Annotated in this window: 17 protein-coding genes, 1 tRNA gene and 1 pseudogene; 3 read left to right on the forward strand and 16 right to left on the reverse strand. The window is 69.6% G+C overall.

Annotation, left to right across the window (positions count from 1 at the left end; translation table 11 throughout):
• Positions 1-828: 828 nt before the first annotated feature.
• From D2K64_RS18905 to D2K64_RS18975, 15 genes and pseudogenes are all read right to left on the reverse strand, one after another.
• Positions 829-903, reverse strand: a tRNA-Gly gene (locus tag D2K64_RS18905).
• 125 nt (positions 904-1028) lie between these two features.
• Positions 1029-2529 (reverse strand): annotated as a pseudogene (tnpC, locus tag D2K64_RS18910) (IS66 family transposase).
• Between the two features lie 14 nt (positions 2530-2543).
• Positions 2544-2873, reverse strand: coding sequence for an IS66 family insertion sequence element accessory protein TnpB (tnpB, locus tag D2K64_RS18915; RefSeq protein WP_456316382.1), 330 nt, complete (start codon positions 2871-2873; stop codon positions 2544-2546).
• Complete coding sequence (locus D2K64_RS26245; protein ID WP_120009945.1) at positions 2782-3273, reverse strand: transposase; 492 nt, start codon at positions 3271-3273, stop codon at positions 2782-2784. Before D2K64_RS26245 ends, tnpB begins: the two co-directional genes overlap by 92 nt.
• A gap of 676 nt (positions 3274-3949) precedes the next feature.
• Positions 3950-4354 (reverse strand): VOC family protein, encoded by a 405-nt coding sequence (locus D2K64_RS18925; RefSeq protein WP_238384291.1) that lies wholly within the window; start codon positions 4352-4354, stop codon positions 3950-3952.
• Complete coding sequence (locus D2K64_RS18930) at positions 4351-5835, reverse strand: M81 family metallopeptidase (protein WP_120009946.1); 1485 nt, start codon at positions 5833-5835, stop codon at positions 4351-4353. Before D2K64_RS18930 ends, D2K64_RS18925 begins: the two co-directional genes overlap by 4 nt.
• Before the next feature lie 3 nt (positions 5836-5838).
• The gene (locus tag D2K64_RS18935; protein WP_120009947.1) at positions 5839-7077 is read right to left on the reverse strand and encodes a Zn-dependent hydrolase; all 1239 of its coding nucleotides are present in this window, start codon (positions 7075-7077) and stop codon (positions 5839-5841) included.
• Complete coding sequence (locus tag D2K64_RS18940) at positions 7074-8360, reverse strand: ArgE/DapE family deacylase (protein WP_238384292.1); 1287 nt, start codon at positions 8358-8360, stop codon at positions 7074-7076. Before D2K64_RS18940 ends, D2K64_RS18935 begins: the two co-directional genes overlap by 4 nt.
• A 14-nt stretch (positions 8361-8374) precedes the next feature.
• Positions 8375-9988 (reverse strand): ABC transporter ATP-binding protein, encoded by a 1614-nt coding sequence (locus D2K64_RS18945; RefSeq protein WP_120009949.1) that lies wholly within the window; start codon positions 9986-9988, stop codon positions 8375-8377.
• Positions 9985-10830 (reverse strand): ABC transporter permease, encoded by an 846-nt coding sequence (locus D2K64_RS18950; protein ID WP_120009950.1) that lies wholly within the window; start codon positions 10828-10830, stop codon positions 9985-9987. The genes D2K64_RS18945 and D2K64_RS18950 overlap by 4 nt, the downstream gene beginning before the upstream one ends.
• A complete protein-coding gene (locus D2K64_RS18955) occupies positions 10830-11813 on the reverse strand; it encodes an ABC transporter permease (protein ID WP_120009951.1) in 984 nt (327 codons plus the stop codon). The genes D2K64_RS18950 and D2K64_RS18955 overlap by 1 nt, the downstream gene beginning before the upstream one ends.
• Before the next feature lie 3 nt (positions 11814-11816).
• Positions 11817-13403 carry an ABC transporter substrate-binding protein gene (locus tag D2K64_RS18960; RefSeq protein WP_238384293.1) on the reverse strand — a complete coding sequence of 529 codons (1587 nt, stop codon included), beginning with the start codon at positions 13401-13403 and terminating at the stop codon, positions 11817-11819.
• A gap of 128 nt (positions 13404-13531) precedes the next feature.
• The gene (locus tag D2K64_RS18965) at positions 13532-14032 is read right to left on the reverse strand and encodes a type 2 periplasmic-binding domain-containing protein (RefSeq protein WP_120009952.1); all 501 of its coding nucleotides are present in this window, start codon (positions 14030-14032) and stop codon (positions 13532-13534) included.
• 70 nt (positions 14033-14102) lie between these two features.
• Complete coding sequence (locus D2K64_RS18970; RefSeq protein WP_238384294.1) at positions 14103-15380, reverse strand: NAD(P)/FAD-dependent oxidoreductase; 1278 nt, start codon at positions 15378-15380, stop codon at positions 14103-14105.
• Positions 15381-15424: 44 nt separating this feature from the next.
• Positions 15425-16213 (reverse strand): GntR family transcriptional regulator, encoded by a 789-nt coding sequence (locus D2K64_RS18975; protein WP_238384295.1) that lies wholly within the window; start codon positions 16211-16213, stop codon positions 15425-15427.
• Positions 16214-16278: 65 nt separating this feature from the next.
• Here D2K64_RS18975 and D2K64_RS18980 point away from each other — a divergent pair, with 65 nt between their 5' ends.
• From D2K64_RS18980 to D2K64_RS18990, 3 genes are all read left to right on the forward strand, one after another.
• A complete protein-coding gene (locus tag D2K64_RS18980; protein ID WP_120009955.1) occupies positions 16279-17058 on the forward strand; it encodes an aspartate/glutamate racemase family protein in 780 nt (259 codons plus the stop codon).
• Between the two features lie 17 nt (positions 17059-17075).
• Positions 17076-18047 (forward strand): D-2-hydroxyacid dehydrogenase, encoded by a 972-nt coding sequence (locus tag D2K64_RS18985; RefSeq protein ID WP_120009956.1) that lies wholly within the window; start codon positions 17076-17078, stop codon positions 18045-18047.
• An 81-nt stretch (positions 18048-18128) separates the two neighbouring features.
• Positions 18129-18941, forward strand: a complete 813-nt coding sequence (locus D2K64_RS18990; protein WP_120009969.1) for a tellurite resistance TerB family protein — start codon at positions 18129-18131, stop codon at positions 18939-18941.
• Between the two features lie 43 nt (positions 18942-18984).
• Here the strand turns inward: D2K64_RS18990 and D2K64_RS18995 are convergent, their stop codons facing one another.
• Positions 18985-20100, reverse strand: coding sequence for a THUMP domain-containing class I SAM-dependent RNA methyltransferase (locus D2K64_RS18995; RefSeq protein WP_120009970.1), 1116 nt, complete (start codon positions 20098-20100; stop codon positions 18985-18987).
• Positions 20101-20146 lie beyond the last annotated feature (46 nt).

A 20146-nucleotide genomic window follows, 5' to 3' on the forward strand; every position in this document is an offset into this window, starting at 1 on the left:
TCGGCCGTTTCCAGCCTCCCGCCGCGCGACAAGGCGATCGACCAGCCCAGGATCAGCAACACCAGAAGCGCGCCGGCAGCACCCAACACCGGCCAGGATAATCCGAACAGCCCCGCCGGCCTTCCGCTGGTGGGCAGGCCATCGCTCCTGCCGCGCTGGTCATTCGCCATGATCTCGTCTCCCGGAGGTGTTGTGTGTCCTGCACATAAGCCGCTGCAGAGATTGTCATAGGGAAGGTTTGGCTACGGAGGGTCGGCCTTGTTGCTCCGATGGCCTTGTTCCGCCTCCCTCCGCGGTGCACTCCACTGTCACCCCCTGGCGCCACTGCCCAGGCTACTCCGCCTGTGCCGCCGACGCCTACGGCCAGCCCGATCGACGAACAGTCAACCTGTGCCCCAGCCGTGACAGTTCCTGCTCACGCCGTCCCGCAGGAGATGCGAGCGCACACCAGCGCCGGCTCCTTGATGGCGCGCAGCAGAGGACTTCACGGCTTTCCGCCGCGGGTCTGCAGAGGGAGCGATCCTCTGCTGCGACCCAGTGCTGGCGAGTGGCTCGGGGCTGAGGAGCAGGGTCGGTGTAGCCATCGCTGGGCAGTCGGATGACCAACTCTCGGCTATAGAACCATCAAAAAAGCATGGCAAATCAACCCGCTAAAGCTTGGGGGTTAAATTGTCCTACCCCCAAGCTTTGGAGACAGAGAGCCATCTGAGGAGAGAATCTGGAGGTCGTTTCGACACTAGACCATCAAGGTCAGTGCAGAAAACTAGGCCGCACAAGCGCATAGCTGCGGCAGCCATTAGCCTGGAGAATGTTTGTGAAAAGTCCGACTGGAGCGGGCGAAGGGATTCGAACCCTCGACCCCAACCTTGGCAAGGTTGTGCTCTACCCCTGAGCTACGCCCGCGCTCCGTCGGCGTGGCGGCGATATGTCACGGCGCCGGACAGCACGCAAGACCCTCCAAATCTCTTTTGGCAAAATTTCTTCAAGGCTCCAGCTCGGTTCCATCTGGTAATAGCCGCGGTTGACAGTCAGGCAGCGGTGGGCAGAGGCGCCTGAGTGCAGTGCCACTTCCAGGGTAAGAGTTCGTTGAGCCTGTAGGCGGAGTAGTCGGCGATGCGGGCGAGCACATTGGCGAGCCAAGCGCGTGAGTCGACGTCGTTCAGCTTCGCGGTGGTGATGAGCGCAGACATCATCGTGGCCCGCTCGCCACCACGGTCACTGCCTGCGAACAGCCAGGCCTTTCTGCCGAGAGCCATGCCACGGAGGGCGCGCTCGGCGGCGTTATGGGTGAGGCAGATCCGGCCCTCGCTGAGGAATTGGGTGGATGCAGGCCAGCGCTCGAGCGCGTAGTCCAGCGTCCCGGCCAGATCATTGTGGCGCGACAGCCTGCCCCTGGTCTCCAGCATCCAGGCATGGAGGTCGGCAACAAGCGGGGCAACGCCGCTTTGCCGGTGCGACAGGCGATCCGCCGCCGAGGACCTGTTCACCGGCCGCTCGGCGTCGAACACCCGGTCGATGCGCCGCACGGCCTCGGCGGCCAGCGGCGCGCGGGCGACCTCGGCCAGCTCGAACACCTTGCCGGAAATGCGCCCAACACGCGCCTCCATGATCGGCCCGGGCTTGCGGCTGGCCAGGTAGAGGCCGCCAAACCCGGCATAGGCATCGGCCTGCAGGATCCCGGTGTAGGAGGCCAGGTGCCGTTTGGGATGCCCGGCGGTACGGTCGCGCGAGAAGTAGAACACGGCCGCGGGCAGCGCGGGTCCCGCAAAGGGCTGGTCGTCCCGAATATTAAGCAGAGCCGGACGGTGATCGTCTTGCCGCGGGCCAGCAACGGCACCGTGGTGTCGTCCCGTCCAGGCGCTCCGCCGCCAGCACATGCGCCTCGATGAGGGCATGGAGTGGCGAGAGCACCGCCGCCGCGGTGCCAACCCAGTCCGCTAGGGTGGAGACGCTCAGTCCCCGCCCTGTCGCGGGCGATCGGATGGAACGGCGCAGGGGGTTTGGGTGATCACCTCGCGCTGGCGGCAGGAGAACCGCTCCCGCAGGGTCTGGACGACCTTTCACTGCCGCGGAATCAGTCCCAAGATCTTCGTGACACCCTCACCGAGCTTGGACAGGTCGCGGCGCAGCAGGGACAGGCTGCGGGTGACAGGAGCACCACCCGCTCGTGCGGCAGGTGGGCAAGCAGAGGACCGCGGTAGGGCCTGCGCGGCGGCGGTGCTCCGGGCCGGGTTCCCGCCTGGTTCTCCGCTCGCGTCGCGTCCTCGGCCGCTGTGGCGACCAGTTCGCCGGGTTCCAGCTTCAGCTGACCCAGCAGCTTGCGGCCCCGCTCGGAGGAGGCACCGGACTTGTCGTGCCGCAGCTTGGCGATCACAGCTTAAGGTGGATGATCATCGCCTCCGCACCAACCACCCTTGCCTCGGCGCCGGCAGCACGGGCCTCGGCCGCGATACGCGCCTCCCGCTCGGCTGCCAGTGCCGCGCGAAGGGCCTCAACGTCATCAGGGACAGCCGCGCTTTGCCAGCACAATCCTTCGCTGAAGATCAGCCCGCGGCCTGAGGTCTGTAAGTCAGTTGCGGGTTCCGCCAATCGATGCCGTCGAGCATGTAGGCCAACTGCGCGGCGGAGATCGGCGCTACATCACCCCCAGTGGCGGGCCAGAGGAGGCGTCCTCGTTCCAGCCGCTTGGCGTAGAGGGACATGCTGAGCCCATCGTGCCACAGGATCTTGAGCAGGTCGCCGCGCTTGCCGTGAAAGACATACAGATCGCCCGCATGCGGGTCACGCCCAAGCGCCTCCTGCATCTGTAAGGCCAGACCGTTCATGCCGCGGCGCATATCCGTGTGCCCCACTGCGAGCCAGGACGCGAACACCCGAGGGAACCGGGATCACCCGCGCAACACCAACAGCAGACGCGCAGGGCCGCCGCTCCGGTGCTCTCGGCCACGCGCAGGCGGGTACCGTCCGGCAACACGATCTCGACGGAGCGCTCACCCTCCGGGACCTCACCTGGGCAGGATGCTCCTCCAACCCGTGCCATGGCCTCGGTCCGGGAAGGGCTGATACGACATGGACGGGCACAAAACTCGGCATCTCCACCACCAGCCGCCCCCGCCGCTGGGCATCGCGCCACTGCCAGATCCGACCGCGGCTGACGTCATGCCACCGCGCAACGGCAGCAAGCCAAGCACCGGCATCAATCTCGGCCAGGATCCGGAGCTTGTCCTTCATCCGCCAGCGCCGACGCCGCTCCACCCCATTGATGATATCCATCCCACCTGCCCTTACCGACACCCTTAAGAACGTCGAAGATCAGCGATCAACCAGGGCTGAGACGGCGTGACTCCCCGGATGGACACCCAGCTCGGACCAGCTTCCGTATTTGAGACCATGCCCTGGTCGGCCGATGAAGCGTGCCGGCCAAGGATCAGCAAAACGGTGCCGCTGCCGGTCAGCCGCGGACATATGCGCGGGCTTGTATTGTTCCGCTTCCGCACGTTGGCAACAACTGGGCGCCTCCAACGTCTGGCACGTTGCCGGCCGGAACGCTGCGGCGCTCCGTAACGCCTCCTGCAAACCGGTGCAGCGCCACCCTGTCGCGAGGGAAGCCCTTGATCTTGTTTGCGCAGGCCGCTCATTCTGCCCGGACGCCCCGACCGGCTCTGCGAGCGGCCGAAGGCGTCCACGGCCCTACCACCATCAGCAGCATTCCCTGATACCGATGCGGTGCTGCTTGGTGAGATCGCGAGCGGTTCCCGAGGCTGGACCGGTCGGACCTCCGCAGGTTCCGGGCGGGCCTCGCCGGCGGCGGAGCACCGGCGACTGTCGGCCCGACACTGCGAGCCCCGCCGGACCAGTCACACCCTGGCAGGCAATCCGCCGCGGCGGAGAACCCTGCGAATGGTCGAAGAAGGGCCCGATCGAGCTTCCCCGATTTGCTTCATCGCCTTCAGGCCGCGTCAATGATTCGGTGGACGACGCACAGCTTGTTGCCATCGGGATCGCGCAGATAGGCGCCGTAATAACCGGTGCTGTAGTGGGGGCGCAGGCCGGGTGCGCCCTCGTCGCGGCCGCCGGCGGCGAGGCCGGCGGCATGGGCGGCATCCACCGCCATCCGGTCGGGCGCGAAGAACGCCGTCATGCTGCCATTGCCCGGCGTGGCGGCGGCACCGTCGAAGGGGCGGCAAACATAGAACTCGGCCGGGTCGCCGGGCCTGTGCCAGCAGGCCCAGCCGATCTCCGGCTCGTCCGTCCTGCGCTCCAGGCCCAGCGGAAGCAGCACCGCGTCGTAGAACCGCGTGGCGGCGGCGTAATCCCGCGCGCCCACCGTGACGTGGCTGAACAGCCCGCTCATGCGGCGCGCGGCCGGGTGCGCAGGCCAGGGCGCAGGTGGCGGAAGGGCAGCGAGGATGGATCGGCCAGCACCGGGCCCGGCGCTGCCACCACCAGCACCTCCGACGCGATGGGCTGGAAGTCGGCGCGGAAATGCACGCTGCTCTTCAGAGCCAGGATCTTCTCCGCCGCCGGATCGACGCCGATGTGGCGGAACAGCGCCTGGTCGTGCGCCTGCATCTTGCGGCTGACCACGATCACCTTCACCGGCCCGATCGCCACCAGTGCGGTGGGGCCAAGATCGGCCGGGTTGCCCCCGTTCATCGGCCCGGTGCAGGTGAAGCGGCCATCCGTCAGCCGCAGCACGGTGGCCGTGGCTTCGAAGGGCAGGCCGTCCGACTTGCCGCCGAGATGCAGCGACACCTCTGCCCCCTCCCCGGCCGCGTGGCAGGCGGCCGCGCTCTCGGCATCGTTGATCAGGCCCAGCGCCGCGGGCGCGCCCTGCCGCACCAGCTCGGCCAGAAGGCCGGTGGTGTCGCCATGGCCGCCGCCGCCGGGATTGTCCTGCGTGTCGGCCAGCACCACCGGCCGGTCGGCCGCGGCGGCGAGGCGGATCGCCTTGGCCACGCCCTCCGCCACTGGCAGGGCGCCGCCGGCAAACAGCGGCTCGCGTTCGGCCAGAAGGGCGGCCAGTGCATCGGCGGCGGCATCCGCGGCGTTCTGCGTATCCGCGAAGGCGGCCAGCGCCACCCCGCAATCGGCGAAGTCGGCGTAAGGAAAGCCGAAGCAGAAGGCGAGTTCCGCCGCCTTCTCCTGCTCGGCGATGGCTTCCCGCGCATCCATCACGGCGGCCATCGGCTCCACCATGGTGCATTGCGCGGTCAGCGGCATCCAGTACTCGGCCTGCCGGAACGCCTTGGCGAAGGGCGCGCCGCGCGCGATGCGCTCGGCCAGCAGCCGCATGGCGCGTGCCCCCGCCGCTTTCATGTCCACATGCGGATAGGTGCGGTAGGGCGCCACGGCGTCCGACAGCCGCACCATCTGCTCCGTCAGGTTGCAATGGGGGTCGAGGCTGACCGTCAGCGGCATCGCCGCCCCCACCACGGCGCGCACCCGGCGCAGCAGCTCGCCCTCCCCGTCGGGAAAGCCTTCCGCGACCATGGCGCCGTGCAGGTCGAGGTAGATGCCGTCCAGCGGCCCGGCATCCAGCGCCACGGCGAGGTCGGCGACGAGGCAGGCACTGATGCGCTCGAAGGCTTCCGCCGTCACCGGGCCGGCCGGGTTGGCGAAGCACCAGGAGAGCGGCAGCAGCTCGAAGCCTCGTGCCTCGGCCTCGGCCATGGCGCCGGCGGCGGCGACGGAGGTGGGGCGCAGCGTGTCCAGCAGCGCGGCGCCGCGCATGAAGCCGGGAAAACCGCCGGGCTGGCGGAATTCCGGCCATCCGGTGGCACGCGGCGCGAAGGAATGGCTCTCGTGCAGAAAGCCGCCGATGGCGATGCGCATGGCTCAGTCTCCGCGGACGGGTCGGGCGGTGGCCAGCACGGCATCGGCCAGCACGGCCAGCCCGGCTTCCGCCCATTCGGGGGTGATGTTCTCGGCCTCGTTGTGGCTGAGGCCGCCTTCGCAGGGCACGAAGATCATCGCCGTCGGCAGCCGGCGGGCGACATAGACGGCGTCGTGGCCGATGCCGGTCGGCATCCGCTTGAAGGGCAGGTTGCGCCCCTGCGCCGCGCGTTCCAGCGCCGCCACCAGCTCATCGCTGAACGGCGTCAGCGGGCATTCCCAGAACCGTGCCAGCTCAACCTTGAGCCCGCGTTCCGCGGTGATCTCCGCCGCGCGGTCCCGGATGCGCGCTTCCATGCGCGCCAGCGCCTCCATCTCGCCGTGGCGGAAGTCGATCGAGAACCACACGCGGGAGGGCACCACGTTGCGGCTGTCCGGCTGCACCGTCAGCCGGCCCACCGTGCCGCGCCCGCCCTCGGCCAGCGCCGCCTCCTCCACCACCTGCACCAGCAGCGCGGCACCCACCAGGGCATCGCGGCGCGGCACCATGGCGGAGCCGCCATGCGATTCCTCGCCCTCCACCGTCACGTCGAGCCAGAGCTGCGCCAGGGCACGGTCGACCACGCCGACCGGGACGCCCTCCGCCTCCAGGGTCGGCCCCTGCTCGATATGCAGTTCGAAATAGGCGCCGAGGGACCGCAGCGCGGCGGGATCGGCCTTGCCCTGCCAGCCGATGCGGCGCAGCTCCTCGCCGAACACGGCGCCGGCCGGGTCGGTCTTGGCCAGCACCTCCGTCTCCGGAAACAATTCCATGGCGACGCCGCTGCCCATCATCGGCGGCGAGAAGCGGGCGCCTTCCTCGTTGGTCCAGTTCACCAGCACGATCGGCGCTTCAGTCTCGGTGCCGGATTCATGCAGGGCGCGCAGCACTTCCAGACCGGCCAGCACGCCCAGCACGCCGTCAAACCTGCCGCCCGAGGGCTGGGTATCGAGATGGCTGCCCATGGCCACCGCCGGCAGGGACGGATCGCGCCCTTCGCGCCGGATCGCCATGTTGCCGACGCGGTCCACGGTGACGGAGCAGCCGATCGCTTCCGCCCAGTCCCGCAGCAGGGCGCGGGCCTCGCCGTCGCCATCGGTCAGAGTCTGGCGGTTGTTGCCGCCCTTCGGCGTGGCGCCGATCCGCGCCATCTGCATCAGGCTGTCCCACAGCCTGGCGCCGGAGACCGGAAGATTGCTCATGCCTTCTCCACTCCGCACCATTCCGCCAGCGTCAGCGCGATGCAGCGCGTGGTGGCGTGGAAGCTGTCCAGCCCGACGCTCTCGTCGATGCCGTGGATCGCATCCGCATCCGGCCCGAAGCAGGCCACCGGTGTGCCCTGGTAGAGCTGGAAGAAGCGGCCATCGGTGAGGCCCGAAGCCGGATAATCGCGCAGCTCGCGGCCATTCGCCTCCGCGAAATGGCGCTGCACCATCTGCACGATCGGCGCCTGCTTGTCGAACACGCAGGGGTCGGCCATGAAGCCGGCGAATTCCAGCCCCACCTTGGTGCCGCGCAGCCGCTCATCGGCCGCCGCCTCGGCCACCAGCCGCTCGATATCCGCCTTCACCCGCCGGGCCGTGTTGCCCATCATGATGCCGACGCGCAGCCCGATCTTGGCGCGGGTGGGAACGGAGCTGTTCCACTCGCCGCCCTGCACCGTGCCGAAATTCACGTTCACCGGGTGGTTCACGCCGAAGAAGGAGGAATGGATGTTCTCCGCCCGGTTCATCTCCGCCTCATAGGCCTTGAAGCGCTGCGAGATGACATAGGCGGCCTCGATCGCGTTCACCCCGGCCTGCATGTCGCGCACATGCACCGGGCGGCCCGTCACCGTCACCCAGGCCCAGATCACGCCCACCTCGGCGGTGTAGAGACCTTCCACCCCCGGGCCGGGTTCGGGAATGATCACCGCGTCGCATTTCGGCAGCGCCAGCATGCAGGCCAGGGCGCCGTTGCCGGTGCATTCCTCCTCGATCACGGAATGGAACTGCACCTCCGCCGCCGGCTGCAGCCCGGCCATCTGCAGGGCGCGGAACGCCATGACGTTGGAGATGTCGCCCGCCTTCATGTCCCCGGCGCCGCGGCCATACATGCGGCCGTCACGGATTGAGGGCTCAAAGGGGGGCGTGGCCCAGATCTCGGCCGCGCCTTCCGGCACCACGTCCACATGGCCCTGCAGCACCAGGCTGCGCCCCTTGGCCTCGCGCGGGCGGTGCACCGCCACCACGTTGTCGCGCCCGTCATAGGAGATCAGCGGCGGCGAGAAGCCGGGATGCGCGGCCAGTTCCTCCGGCAGCGTCGGCACGCGCCGCGGCTCCAGGCCGAGCGAGGCGTAGTTGCGCGCCATCTCCTCCAGCGCCGAAGCCTCGTTGCCGAGGGTCGAGGGACAGCGCACCAGCCGCTCCAGCGCCGCGACGGACTCCGCCTCCAATGCGGCGACGGCGTCGAGGATAGCACGGCGGATGCCGGGATCGAGGGACATGGGCATGGCTCCGTTCAGGCGGTTTCGGCGAGTTCGGGCGGGGTCCAGCCCCGGCCGGGAATGCTGTCGAGCAGGGAGCGGGTGTAGGGATGCTTCGGCGCGCCGAACACCTCCGCGGTCGGCCCCAGCTCCACGATGGCGCCGCGCTGCATCACCGCGATGCGGTCGCAGATCTGCGCCGCGACGCGCAGGTCGTGGGTGATGAACAGCATGGTCAGGCCGAGGCGCTGGCGGATCTCGGCCAGAAGGTCGAGCACCTGCGCCTGCACCGATACGTCGAGCGCCGAAACCGGCTCGTCGGCGATCAGCAGCTCGGGCTGCATCGCCAGGGCGCGCGCCAGGCCGATGCGCTGCCGCTGCCCACCGCTGAACTCGTGCGGGTAGCGCTCCATGGCCGAGGGCTCCAGCTTCACCAGCCGCAACAATTCGAGCGCGCGCTGCCGCGCCTCGTCCCGGCCGACACCATGGGTGATCGGCCCCTCGGTGATCGCATCGCCCACCTTGCGGCGCGGATTGAGCGAGGCGTAGGGATCCTGGAACACCATCTGGATGCGCTTGCGATAGGGCAGCCATCCCTGTCGCGACAGCGGCCGCAGGTCGTTGCCGTGGAACAGGATCTCCCCCTGCTCCGGCTCCACCAGCCGGACGACGCAGCGGGCCAGGGTGGATTTGCCGGAACCGCTCTCGCCCACGAGGCCCAGCGTCTCGCCCTTGTTGAGCGTGAAATCGGCGTCGTGCACCGCGCGGACCACGGCGCGCGCGCCGAACCAGCCGCCGCGCTGGTAGGTCTTGGTCACGCCCTTCATCTGCAGCACCGGCGCCGGGCGCGCCGCGGCGCGGTCCAGCGTGCGGCCATGCGGCACCGCGCTGATCAGCGCGCGGGTGTAGGGATGCTGGGGCGCGTCGAGCACCTCGCGGGCCGTGCCCTGCTCGACGATGCGGCCGCGCTGCATCACCGCCACGCGGTCCGCGATCTCGGCCACTACGCCGAAATCATGGGTGATGAACATCACCCCCATGCCGCGCCGCTGCTGGATCTCGCGCATCATCCGCAGGATCTGCGCCTGGGTGGTGACGTCGAGCGCGGTGGTCGGCTCGTCGGCGATCAGCAACGCCGGCTCCAGCGCCAGGGCCATCGCGATCATCACGCGCTGCCGCTGCCCGCCCGACAGACGGAACGGGTGCATGCGGGCGATCGCCGCCGGGTCGGGCAGGTTCACCGCCGCCAGCAGCTCCGGCACGCGGGCCCTCGCCTCGGCGCCTTTGCCGTGAACCGACAGCGCCTCGGCGATCTGGTCGCCCACCTTCATCAGCGGGTTCAGCGCCGTCATCGGCTCCTGGAACACCATGGCCATGCGGCGGCCGCGGCGCGAGCGCAGCGCCTCGGCCGAGAGGCCCAGCAGGTCCTCGCCCTCGAAGGTGATGCGGCCGGATGTCACCGGCAGGCCCTTAGGCAGCAGCCCCATCACCGTGTTGGCGGTGATCGACTTGCCCGAGCCGCTCTCGCCCACCACGCACAGGATCTCGCCAGCATCGAGGTGCAGCGACACCTCCTCCACCGCGTGCGGCCGGTCGGCGCCGCGCGGCAGGGCCACGGACAGGTTCTCGACGGTGAGCAGCCGGGTCATGCCTTGCCCTCGCGGTTGCGCGCCAGGCGCGGATTGAGCGCGTCGGACAGACCCTCGCCCACCAGGTTCAGCGACAGCACGGTGAGGAAGATCGCGATGCCGGGAAATACGCTCATCCACCAGGCGATGCGGATCACGCTGCGGCCGGAGCCGATCAGGAAGCCCCAGCTCATCAGGTTCGGATCGCCGAGGCCCAGGAACGACAGCGCGCTTTCCAGCAGGATGGCCGAGGCCACCATCAGCGAGGACAGCACCACGATGGGCGACAAGGCGTTGGGCAGGATGTCGCCGAACACGATGGCGAGCCGTGACTTGCCCAGCACCTCGGACGCCTGCACGAACTCGCGCGAGCGCAGCGACAGGAACTCGGCTCGCACCACCCGCGCCACCGGCGGCCAGGACACCACGGCGATGGCGAAGACGATGGAGCCGATGGTGGGCGTGAAGATCGCCACCAGCAGGATCGCCAGCACGAAGGAAGGAATGGTCTGGAAGAACTCGGTGAAGCGCATGACGATGTCATCCGCCACGCCGCCCAGATAGCCGGCGGTCGCGCCGAGGCCGATGCCGATCACCAGCGCCACCACGGTGGACACCGCGCCCACCAGCAGCGACACGCGTGCGCCATGCGCGATGCCCGCCGCCACGTCGCGGCCCAGGCTGTCGGTGCCGAGCCACATGCCCATCTCGCCCGGCGGGGCGAAGGGCATGCCCGCCATGTCCCACGGGCTGCCGGGAAACAGCCAGGGCGCGGCGACGGCCGTCGCGATCACCAGCAGCAGGATCACGAGGCCGACCACGGCACCGCGGTTGCGGCAGAAATTGCGCCAGAAGCCGCCCATCACGACACCTCCACCCGCGGATCGACCACCGCGTAGAGCAGGTCGGTGATGAGGTTGAACAGCACCACCATGACGCTGGTGCAGAAGAACACGCCCATCAGCACCTGGTAGTCGCGCGCCAGCAGCGCCTCGAAGGCGAGGCGCCCGATGCCGGGCCAGGCGAACACCGTTTCCACCAGGATGGAGCCGCCGATCAACTGCCCCGCCTGGATGCCGGCGAAGGTGATCACCGGCAGCATGGCGTTGCGCAGCACGTGGCGGCGCAGGATGCGTCCCTCCGGCACGCCCTTAGCGCGTGCCGTCTTGACGAAATCCTGGTCGGCCACCTCCAGCATGGTGGCGCGGGTCAGCCGGGCATACACAGCGACGTAGAACAGGCCGAGCGTCAGCGCCGGCAGCAGCAGGTGCTTGCCGATGTCGAGCACCCTGCCGATCCTCGACAACTCCACGCCGACCGACATCATGCCGAAGGAGGGCAGCCATTCCAGCGTCACGCTGAACAGCAGCACCAGCATCAGCCCCACCCAGAACAGCGGCGTGGCGTAGAAGGTCAGGGCCAGCACGGTGATCACGGAATCCGACCAAGTGCCGACGCGCCGCGCCGCCAACGCGCCCATGGTGACGCCGATGGCGATGGCGAACAGAAAGGCGGCGCCGGTCAGCAGCAGGGTCGCCGGCAGCCGGTCCCACAGCAATGCGGCGACGCTGGCCTGTTGTCGATGGCTGAAGCCGAGATCCAGCGTCAGCACACCCTTCAGGTAGAGCCAGAGCTGCATGTAGAGCGGCTGGTCCAGCCCGAACTGGGCACGCAGCTGTTCCAGGAAGCGCGCATCGGCGGAACCGGACTGGCCGGCAATGATGCTCGCCGGATCGCCCGGCGCGGCATGGATCAGAAAGAAATTGCAGACGACGATCGCCAGCACCACGACCGCCGCCTTCACGAGGCGCCCCGCCAGATAGGCGGGGAAGCGCGACAACTCCATGCGTCAGGCCAGGAACACGTCGTCGAAGCTGGCATGCACCCCGGCGCCGGAGGTGATGACGTTGTGCAGCTTCTTGTCGTAGATGGTCGGAAAAGCCATCTCCATCAGCCACAGCAGCGGCACGTCGCTGACCAGCAGCTTCTGCACCTCGCTGAAGGCTTCCTGCCGCACCGCCGGGTCCGCCGCGTCACGGCCCTTGGTGAACAGCTCGTCCACCTTCGGGTTGGCGTAGCCGGACACGTTGGAGAACAGGATCTTCTTGATGTTGGTGGACACGTAGGAACGCTCCACGCCCAGCGTCGGGTCGCCATACTGGTAGAGGTAGTTGATGGTGGTGTCGAAATCCCAGTTCGCCGTGCGCTGGGACCAGGTGCCGACATCGACGCTTTCCAGCTGCAGGTCGACGCCGACCTGACGGAAGGATTGCCGCAGGAACTCGGCCAACCGGGTGAACACCTCGCCGTAAGGCAGCGACATGTGCCGGATGGTGAAGCGCACGCCCTGCCCGTTCGGCTTCAGCCCGGCCTCGTCCAGCAGCGCCTTGGCGGCGTTCAGGTCGTAGCCCGGCGTCTTGGCGCTGCCGTCATAGAAGCGCGTGGCACTGTGGAACGGCCCCGTCGCCGGCTTGCCGATGCCGAACCACAGGCGCTGCGCGATGAAATCGCGGTTCACCGCCATGGTCAGCGCACGCCGCACCCGCACATCATCCAGCGGCTTTACGCGGTGGTTGAATTCCACCCACATCAGCGGGCCGAAATATTCCCAGCCCTCGGTCTTCACCTCGAAATTGGGGCGGGCGCGCAGCTGCGGCACGTCGAAGGGCTCGATGTCGTTGGACTGCGTCATCATCACCTGGCCGGATTCCAGTGCCAGGCGCCGGCTCTGGCTGTCCGGCACCACGCGGTAGATGATGGCATCCAGGTAGGGCTGGTTCGGCTTCCAGTAATCGTCGAAGCGCTCCAGCCGAATGAAGTTGCCGCGCTGCCATTCGGCGAAGCGGAACGGCCCGGTGCCGACCGGCTTCGCCACCGCCGGGGCCTGCCGGTAATCCTGCCCGTCGAACAGGTGCTTTGGCACAATTGCCGAGACGGTCACGTCGAACATCAGCAGGAACGGCTCGAACGGCGCTGACAGCACGAACTTCACGGTGTTCGCGTCCACCGCGATGCCTTCCTTGATGCGCCCGAAGACGCCGCGCGCGCGTGGCGAAAGCTCCATGTGGAACTTCATGATGGAGAACACCACGTCCTCGGCCGTCATGGGCTGGCCGTCGTGGAACTTGACATTCTCCTGGAGGCGGAAGGTGTATTCCAACCCGTCAGGGCTGATTTCCCAGCTTTTGGCCAACTCCGGCATGGGCTGCAGCTTGGCGTCGTAGCGCAGCAGCCCCTGGAACATCTTGCCGGCGACGATCAGCGTCGGCCCTTGATTGTTGATGCCGATGTGCAGCACCGGCGGCTCAGGGTTGACGATGGTCGTCAGCGTGCCGCCGCGCTTCGGCTGGACGCCCTGCGCCAGGGCCTCCTCCGCCCGCATCAGAAAAGGCAGAGCGGCCGCAGTGGCCATCAGGCCACGACGTGAAACAGCCATTGTGGTCTCCAGTGAGCTTCCCTGGGAGCGAACGCTAGCCTTGGTTCCGCCAGATGGACAAGCCCGGCCGCCGCGAGTTCCACTGGCCGGCACAGACTGCTTCCCCGCGCCCTCGCGATCCGCTCCGTTCAGCGGATCGGCGGCGCATATTGCAGCCCGCCCGCGGTGTAGAGGGCGTTGCGGCCGCGCGGCAGCCCCATCGGCGCCACGTTGCGGTTCCATACCTCGCCCAGATTGCCGACCTCGCGGATGATGTTCACCGCCCAGTCGCGCCCGACCCCCAGCATGGCGCCGGAATCATCGGTCCGGCCGAGCAGCCGCTGCACGTCCGGCTGCGGATCGGTGGTGGGCACATGGCGCACCTTGGCCGCATCCCCCAGCATAGCCGCCGCGACGGCCTTGCAGAAATCGTTGTACAGGCCGCTGAAGGTGCCCTGGCCATCGAGAAAGGCGAAGCCGGGCAGGTCCGCCGAGGTGCCGCAGACCAGCGCGCCGCGGGCCCGGATGGCATCCAGCGTCGGCGATCCGCCGGCCGGCCGGGCCCGTGCCGCGGAGGTCGCGGCACCGGCGGCCAGGCTCAGCATCGCCAGCCCTGCCAGGAAAGCCGGGATGCGCGGGCGTCGTGTCATGCGTCGCTCCTTGGAAGCTGCGGGAATGCGCCGACCCGGGGTTGCTCCGCGGCCGGCGGTTCGGTTGAGCTCAGCGGCCGAAGCGCCGGGCGGAAAAGGCGTCCACCGGGATCTCCGGCGCCCGCCCGGCGAGCAGCTGCGCCACCACGCGCCCCGTGCGAGGCCCGGCCACCAAGCCGACATGGCCGTGGCCGAAGGCGTGCACGATGTCCGGCGTCGCCCGTGCCGGCCCGAGGCAGGGCATGCCATCCGGCATGGAGGGACGGTGGCCCATCCACACCTTGATGCGCTCCGCCGGCAGATCGCGCGGCAGGCCCGGGAAGCAGCCGAGCAGCTTGTCGCGCAGGATCTCGGCGCGCCGCCAGTTCGGCGCCGCCTCCAGCCCGGCGATCTCCACCTGCCCGGCGCAGCGCAGGCCGTTGCGCGTCAGGGTGATCGCCATCTTGCCGTCGGAGGGCATCAGCGGCGTGCGCGGTCGCACTTCGGGGTCGCTCAGCACCGCGTGATAGCCGCGCTCGGTTTCCAGCGGCACGGTGTCGCCGGCGGCAGCGGCCAGTGTCTTGGAATGAGCGCCGGCGCAGATCACCGCCGCGTCGCACGCGATCTCGCCCGCCGCGGTGCGCACCGCCTTCAGCCGCCCCGCCTCGATGCGGAAGCCGGTGGCCTTGTCCTGCCGCAGCTCCGCCCCCTGCGCCGCAGCATGCGCCACCAGCGCCGCCACATAGGCGCCGGGATCGGTGCAATGGCCGCCCTGCTCCATCAGCACGCCGAAGCCGTAGCGGCGATCCAGCTCCGGTTCGCGCTGGCGCAGCTCATCGCCCGACAGTTCCAGCCAGGGAATGCCGACCGCCTTGCGGATGCGCCAGGACATCGCCTCGGCCTCAAAAGCGGCGCGGTCGGGATAGATGTACATGTCGCCGCGCTGCTCGATCAGCTCTGCGACGCCGGCTTCCTCGGCCAGCCTGCGGTGCAGCGCCGGCCCGTCCTGCAGCAGCGGCTTCATTGCCTGGGCGATGCGCAGCACCCGCGCCTCGGTCCAGCCGGCCAGCAGGTACTTCACCAGCCAGGGCATCACTCTGGGAAAATAGGACCAGCGGATCGCCAGCGGACCGAGCGGGTCGCGCAGGAAACCCGGCACCTTCCTCCACACGCCGGGGCCGGCGGGCGGGATCACCGATTGCGGCGACAGCCAGCAGCCATTGCCATAGCTCGCCGCCTGCTCGCCGCCCGGCGTGCCGGGCTCCAGCAGGGTGACGCGCTGCCCGTCGCGCAGCAGTTCCAGCGCGCTGGCGGCGCCGACGATGCCCGCCCCGATCACCACCACGTGGCGGGCCATGGGAGCATTCATGGCAGGCTTCCCGTATTGGTCATGCGGTCCTCGGTTCGGGCATGTCAGGCGGCATCGCCCAGGATGCGGGCGGCCAGGGTATTGCCGGTGTAGATCTCGGCGAAGCCGGCGCGGATCATCTCGGTGATGCGATCCAGCCGGCGCGCGATATGGGCCTGCATCAGCGCCGCCCCCGCCCCGGCGTCGCGGGCGCGCAGCAGGGCGACCATGGTGGCGTGCTCGTCGGTCCAGTGGCCCGGCTGGCCCTTGTCCAGGTCGATCCAGCGGATGAAGCGCATGCGCTCGTTCAGGGAGCGGAGGGAGCGCAGCATCTCGGCATTATCGGCCAGGGCCACCAGATGGGTGTGGAAGGCCTCGTCGGCGGCAAGCTGGGCCAAGGCGTCCTGCCCGGTGGAATGCTGGGTGCGCCGCGCCAGCGCGTCGAGCTGGTCCAGCCCGCCCTCATCCGCCCGCTCGGCGGCCAAGCGCAGAGCGCCGATCTCCAGCGTGGCCCGGTATTCGTACAGCGTCAGCACGCGCTTCGGGTCGAGCGGCAGCACCGAATAGCCGCGGTTCACCGTGGCCTCCAGGAAGCCCTCCGCCGCCAGGCGGTTCAGCGCCTCGCGCAGCGGCGTCCGGCTGACGCCCAGCCGGCGGGCCAGCTCCACCTCGTTGATGCGTTCCGAGGGGCGCAGCCGGTAGAACACCGCCATCGCCTTGACCCGCGCATAGACCCGGTCGGCGGAGCGCAGCGGCGCGCCGGCCAGGGCATCGGCGGCGGGTTCGGGATCGGCTCCGAGACTGCGGGTCATCGCCGGGGGACGGTAGGGACAGAAGTGCATACAGGTCAACACACAGACTTGACGCTGCTTCACCCCCGCCGCCAGACTGCCTGCCGATCATTCTACCGGGCTTCCCCATGAGCACCCTTCCCCCTGTTGACCCGCGCCGCGGTTCCCCGCCCTCTGCCGCAGGGCCGCGCGGGATCGCCCGGGGCGGCAAGGCCGTCTATGGCGCGCCGCTCGGCATCCTGATGCTGGAAGCACGCTTTCCCCGCATCCTGGGCGACATGGGCAACGGCGCCACCTGGCCCTTCCCGGTGCTGTACCGCGTGGTGCGCGGCGCCAGCCCCGAACGCGTGGTGCTGAACGGCGCCCAGGGCCTGCTCGGCGAGTTCCTCGACGCCGCCGCCGAACTGGTGCGGCTGGGCGCCGAGGCCATCACCACCAATTGCGGCTTCCTGTCGCTGTTCCAGCGGGAGATCGCGGCGCATGTGGGCGTGCCGGTCGCCACCTCCTCGCTGCTGCAGGTGCCGTGGGTGCAGGCGATGCTGCCGCCGGGCCGGCGTGTCGGCCTGATCACCGTCAGCGCCGCGACCCTGACCCCGCGCCACCTGGAAGCCGCCGGCGTGCCGGCGGACATCCCGGTGGCCGGCACCGAGAACGGGCGCGAATTCTTCCGGGTGCTGATCCGGGCCGAACGGGACGACATGGACATCGACCTGGCCGAGCAGGACATCCTGGCGGCCGGGCGCGAGCTGGTGGCGAAGCATCCGGAGGTCGGCGCCATCGTGCTGGAATGCACCAACATGCCGCCCTACGCGGCGGCGCTGCAGCGGGAGCTCGGCCTGCCGGTCTACGACATCTATTCCATGATCACCTATTTCCACGCCGGCATCCGCCCGCGCAACTTCGCCTGAACCGCAAAGGAACCATCATGGCCAAGATCTGGACGGGCGACGCGCCCGTGCTCTGCCTCGCCCACGGCGCCTATGACCTGGAAACCGCGTTGCGCGCCCAGGGCTGGACCGGCCCGGCGAAGGTCTTCAAATCCAAGGACGAGCTGATGGCCAACCTGGCCGAGGTCGAGGCACTGGTGATCTCCGGCTTCTGGACCGACGACATCCTGGACCAGGCGCCGAAGCTGAAGCTGGTGCAGTCCATCAGCGCCGGCACCGAGCGCTACGGCCTCGAGGCGTTCCGCGCGCGCGGCGTGCACCTGTGCAGCGGCCAGGGCGTCAATGTGAACGCCGTGTCCGACCACGCCATGGCCCTTCTGCTGAGCCTGACCCGCCGCGTCAACGAGGCGGTGGCCAACCAGGGGAAGCATGAATGGCGCGGCATGATCTCCGACCCGGCGCAGCGCGAGGCGGAGCTGGAAGGCTCCACCCTGGTGATCCTGGGCCTGGGCGGCATCGGCGGGCGGCTGGCGCGGCTGGCCCAGGCGTTCGGCATGCGCGTCATTGGCCTCAAGCGCAACCGTTCCGGCGCCAACCCGGATGGCATCGAGTTGCGCGGGCCGGAGGAGCTGCAGGCGCTGGCCGCCGAGGCGGACGTGCTGGCGCTCACCTGCCCGTTGACGCCCGAGACGCGCGGCATCGTCTCGGCCGAGGTGCTGCGGGCAATGAAGCCCTCCGCCTTTCTGATCAACGTGGCGCGCGGCCCGGTGGTGGATGAGGCGGCGCTGGCGGAGGTGCTGCGCGCGGGCGGCATCCGCGGCGCCGGGCTCGACACCTTCGTGGAGGAGCCGCTCGACCCCGCCTCGCCGCTGTGGGACGCGCCCAACACGGTGATCACGCCACATTCGGCGGGCGAGACCCAGTTCTACGAGCGCAACGTGATCCGGCTGCTGCTGCAGAACATCGCTGCGCTGGAGAAGGGCGAAGCGCTGGTCAACAAGGTGGCCTGATCGCCGGCACCCCACTCCCCCACCCAAAGATGAACCGGCGGCAATCTTGTGACCGCCCGGCCCGCACCCGATCTGTGGGGCATGATCGACGCAAAAGCTCTGTTGAACCAGTTCCTCGGCGCCGCCCGGACGCCGGGGGCGCCCCAGGGGAGCCAGGGCGTCTCGCCCTGGACCCAGCCCGGCGCCTCGCCGCCGACTCCGCCCCAGGCCTGGAGCGGCGGCAACATGAGCGGCCTCGCCGAGGCTGCCAAGCAGGTCCTCGGTTCGGGCGGCAAGCCGGCCGGGGGCGGCTTCGGCGGGCTGGCCGGCGCCGCGGCGGCGGGCGGGCTGATGTCGGTGCTGATGGGCAAGAAGAACAAGAAGCGCGGCGGAGGCCTGCTCAGCCATGGCGGCGCGGCGCTGCTGGGGGCACTGGCCGACCGCGCCTTTCAGAACTGGCAGGCGGGGCGGCAGCCCGGCGCGGTTGCCGCGGTGACGCCGGGCGACGCCGCTTCGGTGGATGCCCGGTTCCTGCCCGAGGCGCGGCCCGCCGCCGGCGGCGAGCCGTTCGAACTGGCGCTGATCCGCGCGATGATCGGCGCCGCCCGCGCCGATGGCCACATCGATGCCGAGGAGCGCCGCCGCATCTTCGCGCAGGTGGAGCAGGCCGGGCTGGACGCCGAGGCCAAGGCCTTCGTATTCGATACGCTGGATGCGCCGGTCGGCGTCAGCGAGGTCGCCGCCGCCGCCAGCACGGCCGAACAGGCGGCGGAACTCTACCTGGTGTCCCGGCTGGCGGTGGACCCGGACGACCCGGCCGAGCGGGCCTACCTGCAGGCGCTGGCGCACCGCCTGAAGCTGGCGCCGGAGCTGGTGGCGCATCTTGACCGGCAGGCCGACGCGGCGACGGCCTGACTTCGCATCGCGCGTCCCGTGCCGGCGACCCGTCGCGGGCGGCTCATGGCAGGGGACCGGTCCGGAACAGGGACACACGCAGCCCGCCATGCGGAACCGGCGCCGTGGCGGGCAGAAACGGCAATCCGGTCGCCTGCGCCAGCATGACCTCGCTGGTGACGATCCCGACGCGCCAGCCGGCGAAACGGCTCATCAGCGTCTGCCCGAGAGCGCGGTAGAGCGGAAACAGCGCCGTGCGGTCGCCGATGCGGGTGCCATAGGGCGGGTTGGCGATCACCAGCCCCGGCGGCCCGGCAGGTGCGACCACGTCGCTGATCGTGCGCTGCTGGAACTCGGTGCCATCGGCCACGCCGGCGCGCTCGGCATTGGCGCGGCTCATGGTGACCGCCCCGGCATCCCGGTCGCTGCCATAGCACCGCGCCGCCGGAATGCGCCCGCTCCGCACCTCGCGCATGCGCTGCCAGGCCTCCGCGTCGAAGGTGGCGAGCTTCTCGAAGGCGAAGTGCCGGAAGCGGCCGGGGTTGAGCCGCGCCGCGATCTCCGCCGCCTCGATCACGAAGGTGCCCGATCCGCACATCGGGTCGAGCACCGGCTCCCTCCCGTCGAAGCCGCATTGCTGCAGAAACAGCGCAGCCATGGTTTCGCGCATCGGCGCCCGGTTCACGGCTTCCTTGTAGCCGCGCTTGTGCAGCAGCTCGCCGGAAGTATCGACGCTGATGGTGCAAAGGTCGTGCTCGATGCGGGCGCGCACCACCACCTCCGCCTCCGACGAGGCAGGGGCGCCGAGCCTGTCCCGGATGGCGGCCTCGATGCGCTCGGCCGCGGCGCCGCTGTGATAGATGCGCGAGCCGCTGCAGGAAGCCTCCACCCGGAACGGCACGTCCGGTCGCAGCACGCTGCCCCAGGCGACGTGGCGCGCCCGGCCATCGAGTTGCGCGAGGTGCAGGACCCGGAACGCATCCAGCCGCGCCAGGATGCGGCCGGCGCCCCGGATCCACAGATTGGCGCGCCAGACTTCCGGCCAGCCACCCCTGATGACCACGCCGCCGGGAACAGCCCGGGGCTGCTTGAAGCCCTTGCCGCGGATCTCGGCGCACAGCACCGGCTCCAGCCCGGGCACCGTCGCCAGAAAGATCTCGAAATCGCTGTTCTTGGTCATCTCGCCCGCAAAGGAAGCACGGTTCGCCTCGGCACCCTGGCCGTCC

The organism is Teichococcus vastitatis (genome assembly GCF_003604215.1).
GTDB classification, from domain to species: Bacteria; Pseudomonadota; Alphaproteobacteria; order Acetobacterales; family Acetobacteraceae; genus Pseudoroseomonas; species Pseudoroseomonas vastitatis.

Coding starts and splice junctions, on each gene's coding strand:
- D2K64_RS18965 (WP_120009952.1), bottom strand. CDS start 14,032: ATGACACGACGCCCGCGCATCCCGGCTTTCCTGGCAGGGCTGGCGATG.
- D2K64_RS18995 (WP_120009970.1), bottom strand. CDS start 20,100: ATGACCAAGAACAGCGATTTCGAGATCTTTCTGGCGACGGTGCCCGGG.
- D2K64_RS18935 (WP_120009947.1), bottom strand. CDS start 7,077: ATGAGCAATCTTCCGGTCTCCGGCGCCAGGCTGTGGGACAGCCTGATG.
- D2K64_RS26245 (WP_120009945.1), bottom strand. CDS start 3,273: ATGGATATCATCAATGGGGTGGAGCGGCGTCGGCGCTGGCGGATGAAG.
- D2K64_RS18955 (WP_120009951.1), bottom strand. CDS start 11,813: ATGGAGTTGTCGCGCTTCCCCGCCTATCTGGCGGGGCGCCTCGTGAAG.
- D2K64_RS18950 (WP_120009950.1), bottom strand. CDS start 10,830: ATGGGCGGCTTCTGGCGCAATTTCTGCCGCAACCGCGGTGCCGTGGTC.
- D2K64_RS18960 (WP_238384293.1), bottom strand. CDS start 13,403: ATGGCTGTTTCACGTCGTGGCCTGATGGCCACTGCGGCCGCTCTGCCT.
- D2K64_RS18980 (WP_120009955.1), top strand. CDS start 16,279: ATGAGCACCCTTCCCCCTGTTGACCCGCGCCGCGGTTCCCCGCCCTCT.
- D2K64_RS18930 (WP_120009946.1), bottom strand. CDS start 5,835: ATGCGCATCGCCATCGGCGGCTTTCTGCACGAGAGCCATTCCTTCGCG.
- D2K64_RS18940 (WP_238384292.1), bottom strand. CDS start 8,360: ATGTCCCTCGATCCCGGCATCCGCCGTGCTATCCTCGACGCCGTCGCC.
- D2K64_RS18945 (WP_120009949.1), bottom strand. CDS start 9,988: ATGACCCGGCTGCTCACCGTCGAGAACCTGTCCGTGGCCCTGCCGCGC.
- D2K64_RS18925 (WP_238384291.1), bottom strand. CDS start 4,354: ATGAGCGGGCTGTTCAGCCACGTCACGGTGGGCGCGCGGGATTACGCC.
- D2K64_RS18970 (WP_238384294.1), bottom strand. CDS start 15,380: ATGAATGCTCCCATGGCCCGCCACGTGGTGGTGATCGGGGCGGGCATC.
- D2K64_RS18985 (WP_120009956.1), top strand. CDS start 17,076: ATGGCCAAGATCTGGACGGGCGACGCGCCCGTGCTCTGCCTCGCCCAC.
- D2K64_RS18990 (WP_120009969.1), top strand. CDS start 18,129: ATGATCGACGCAAAAGCTCTGTTGAACCAGTTCCTCGGCGCCGCCCGG.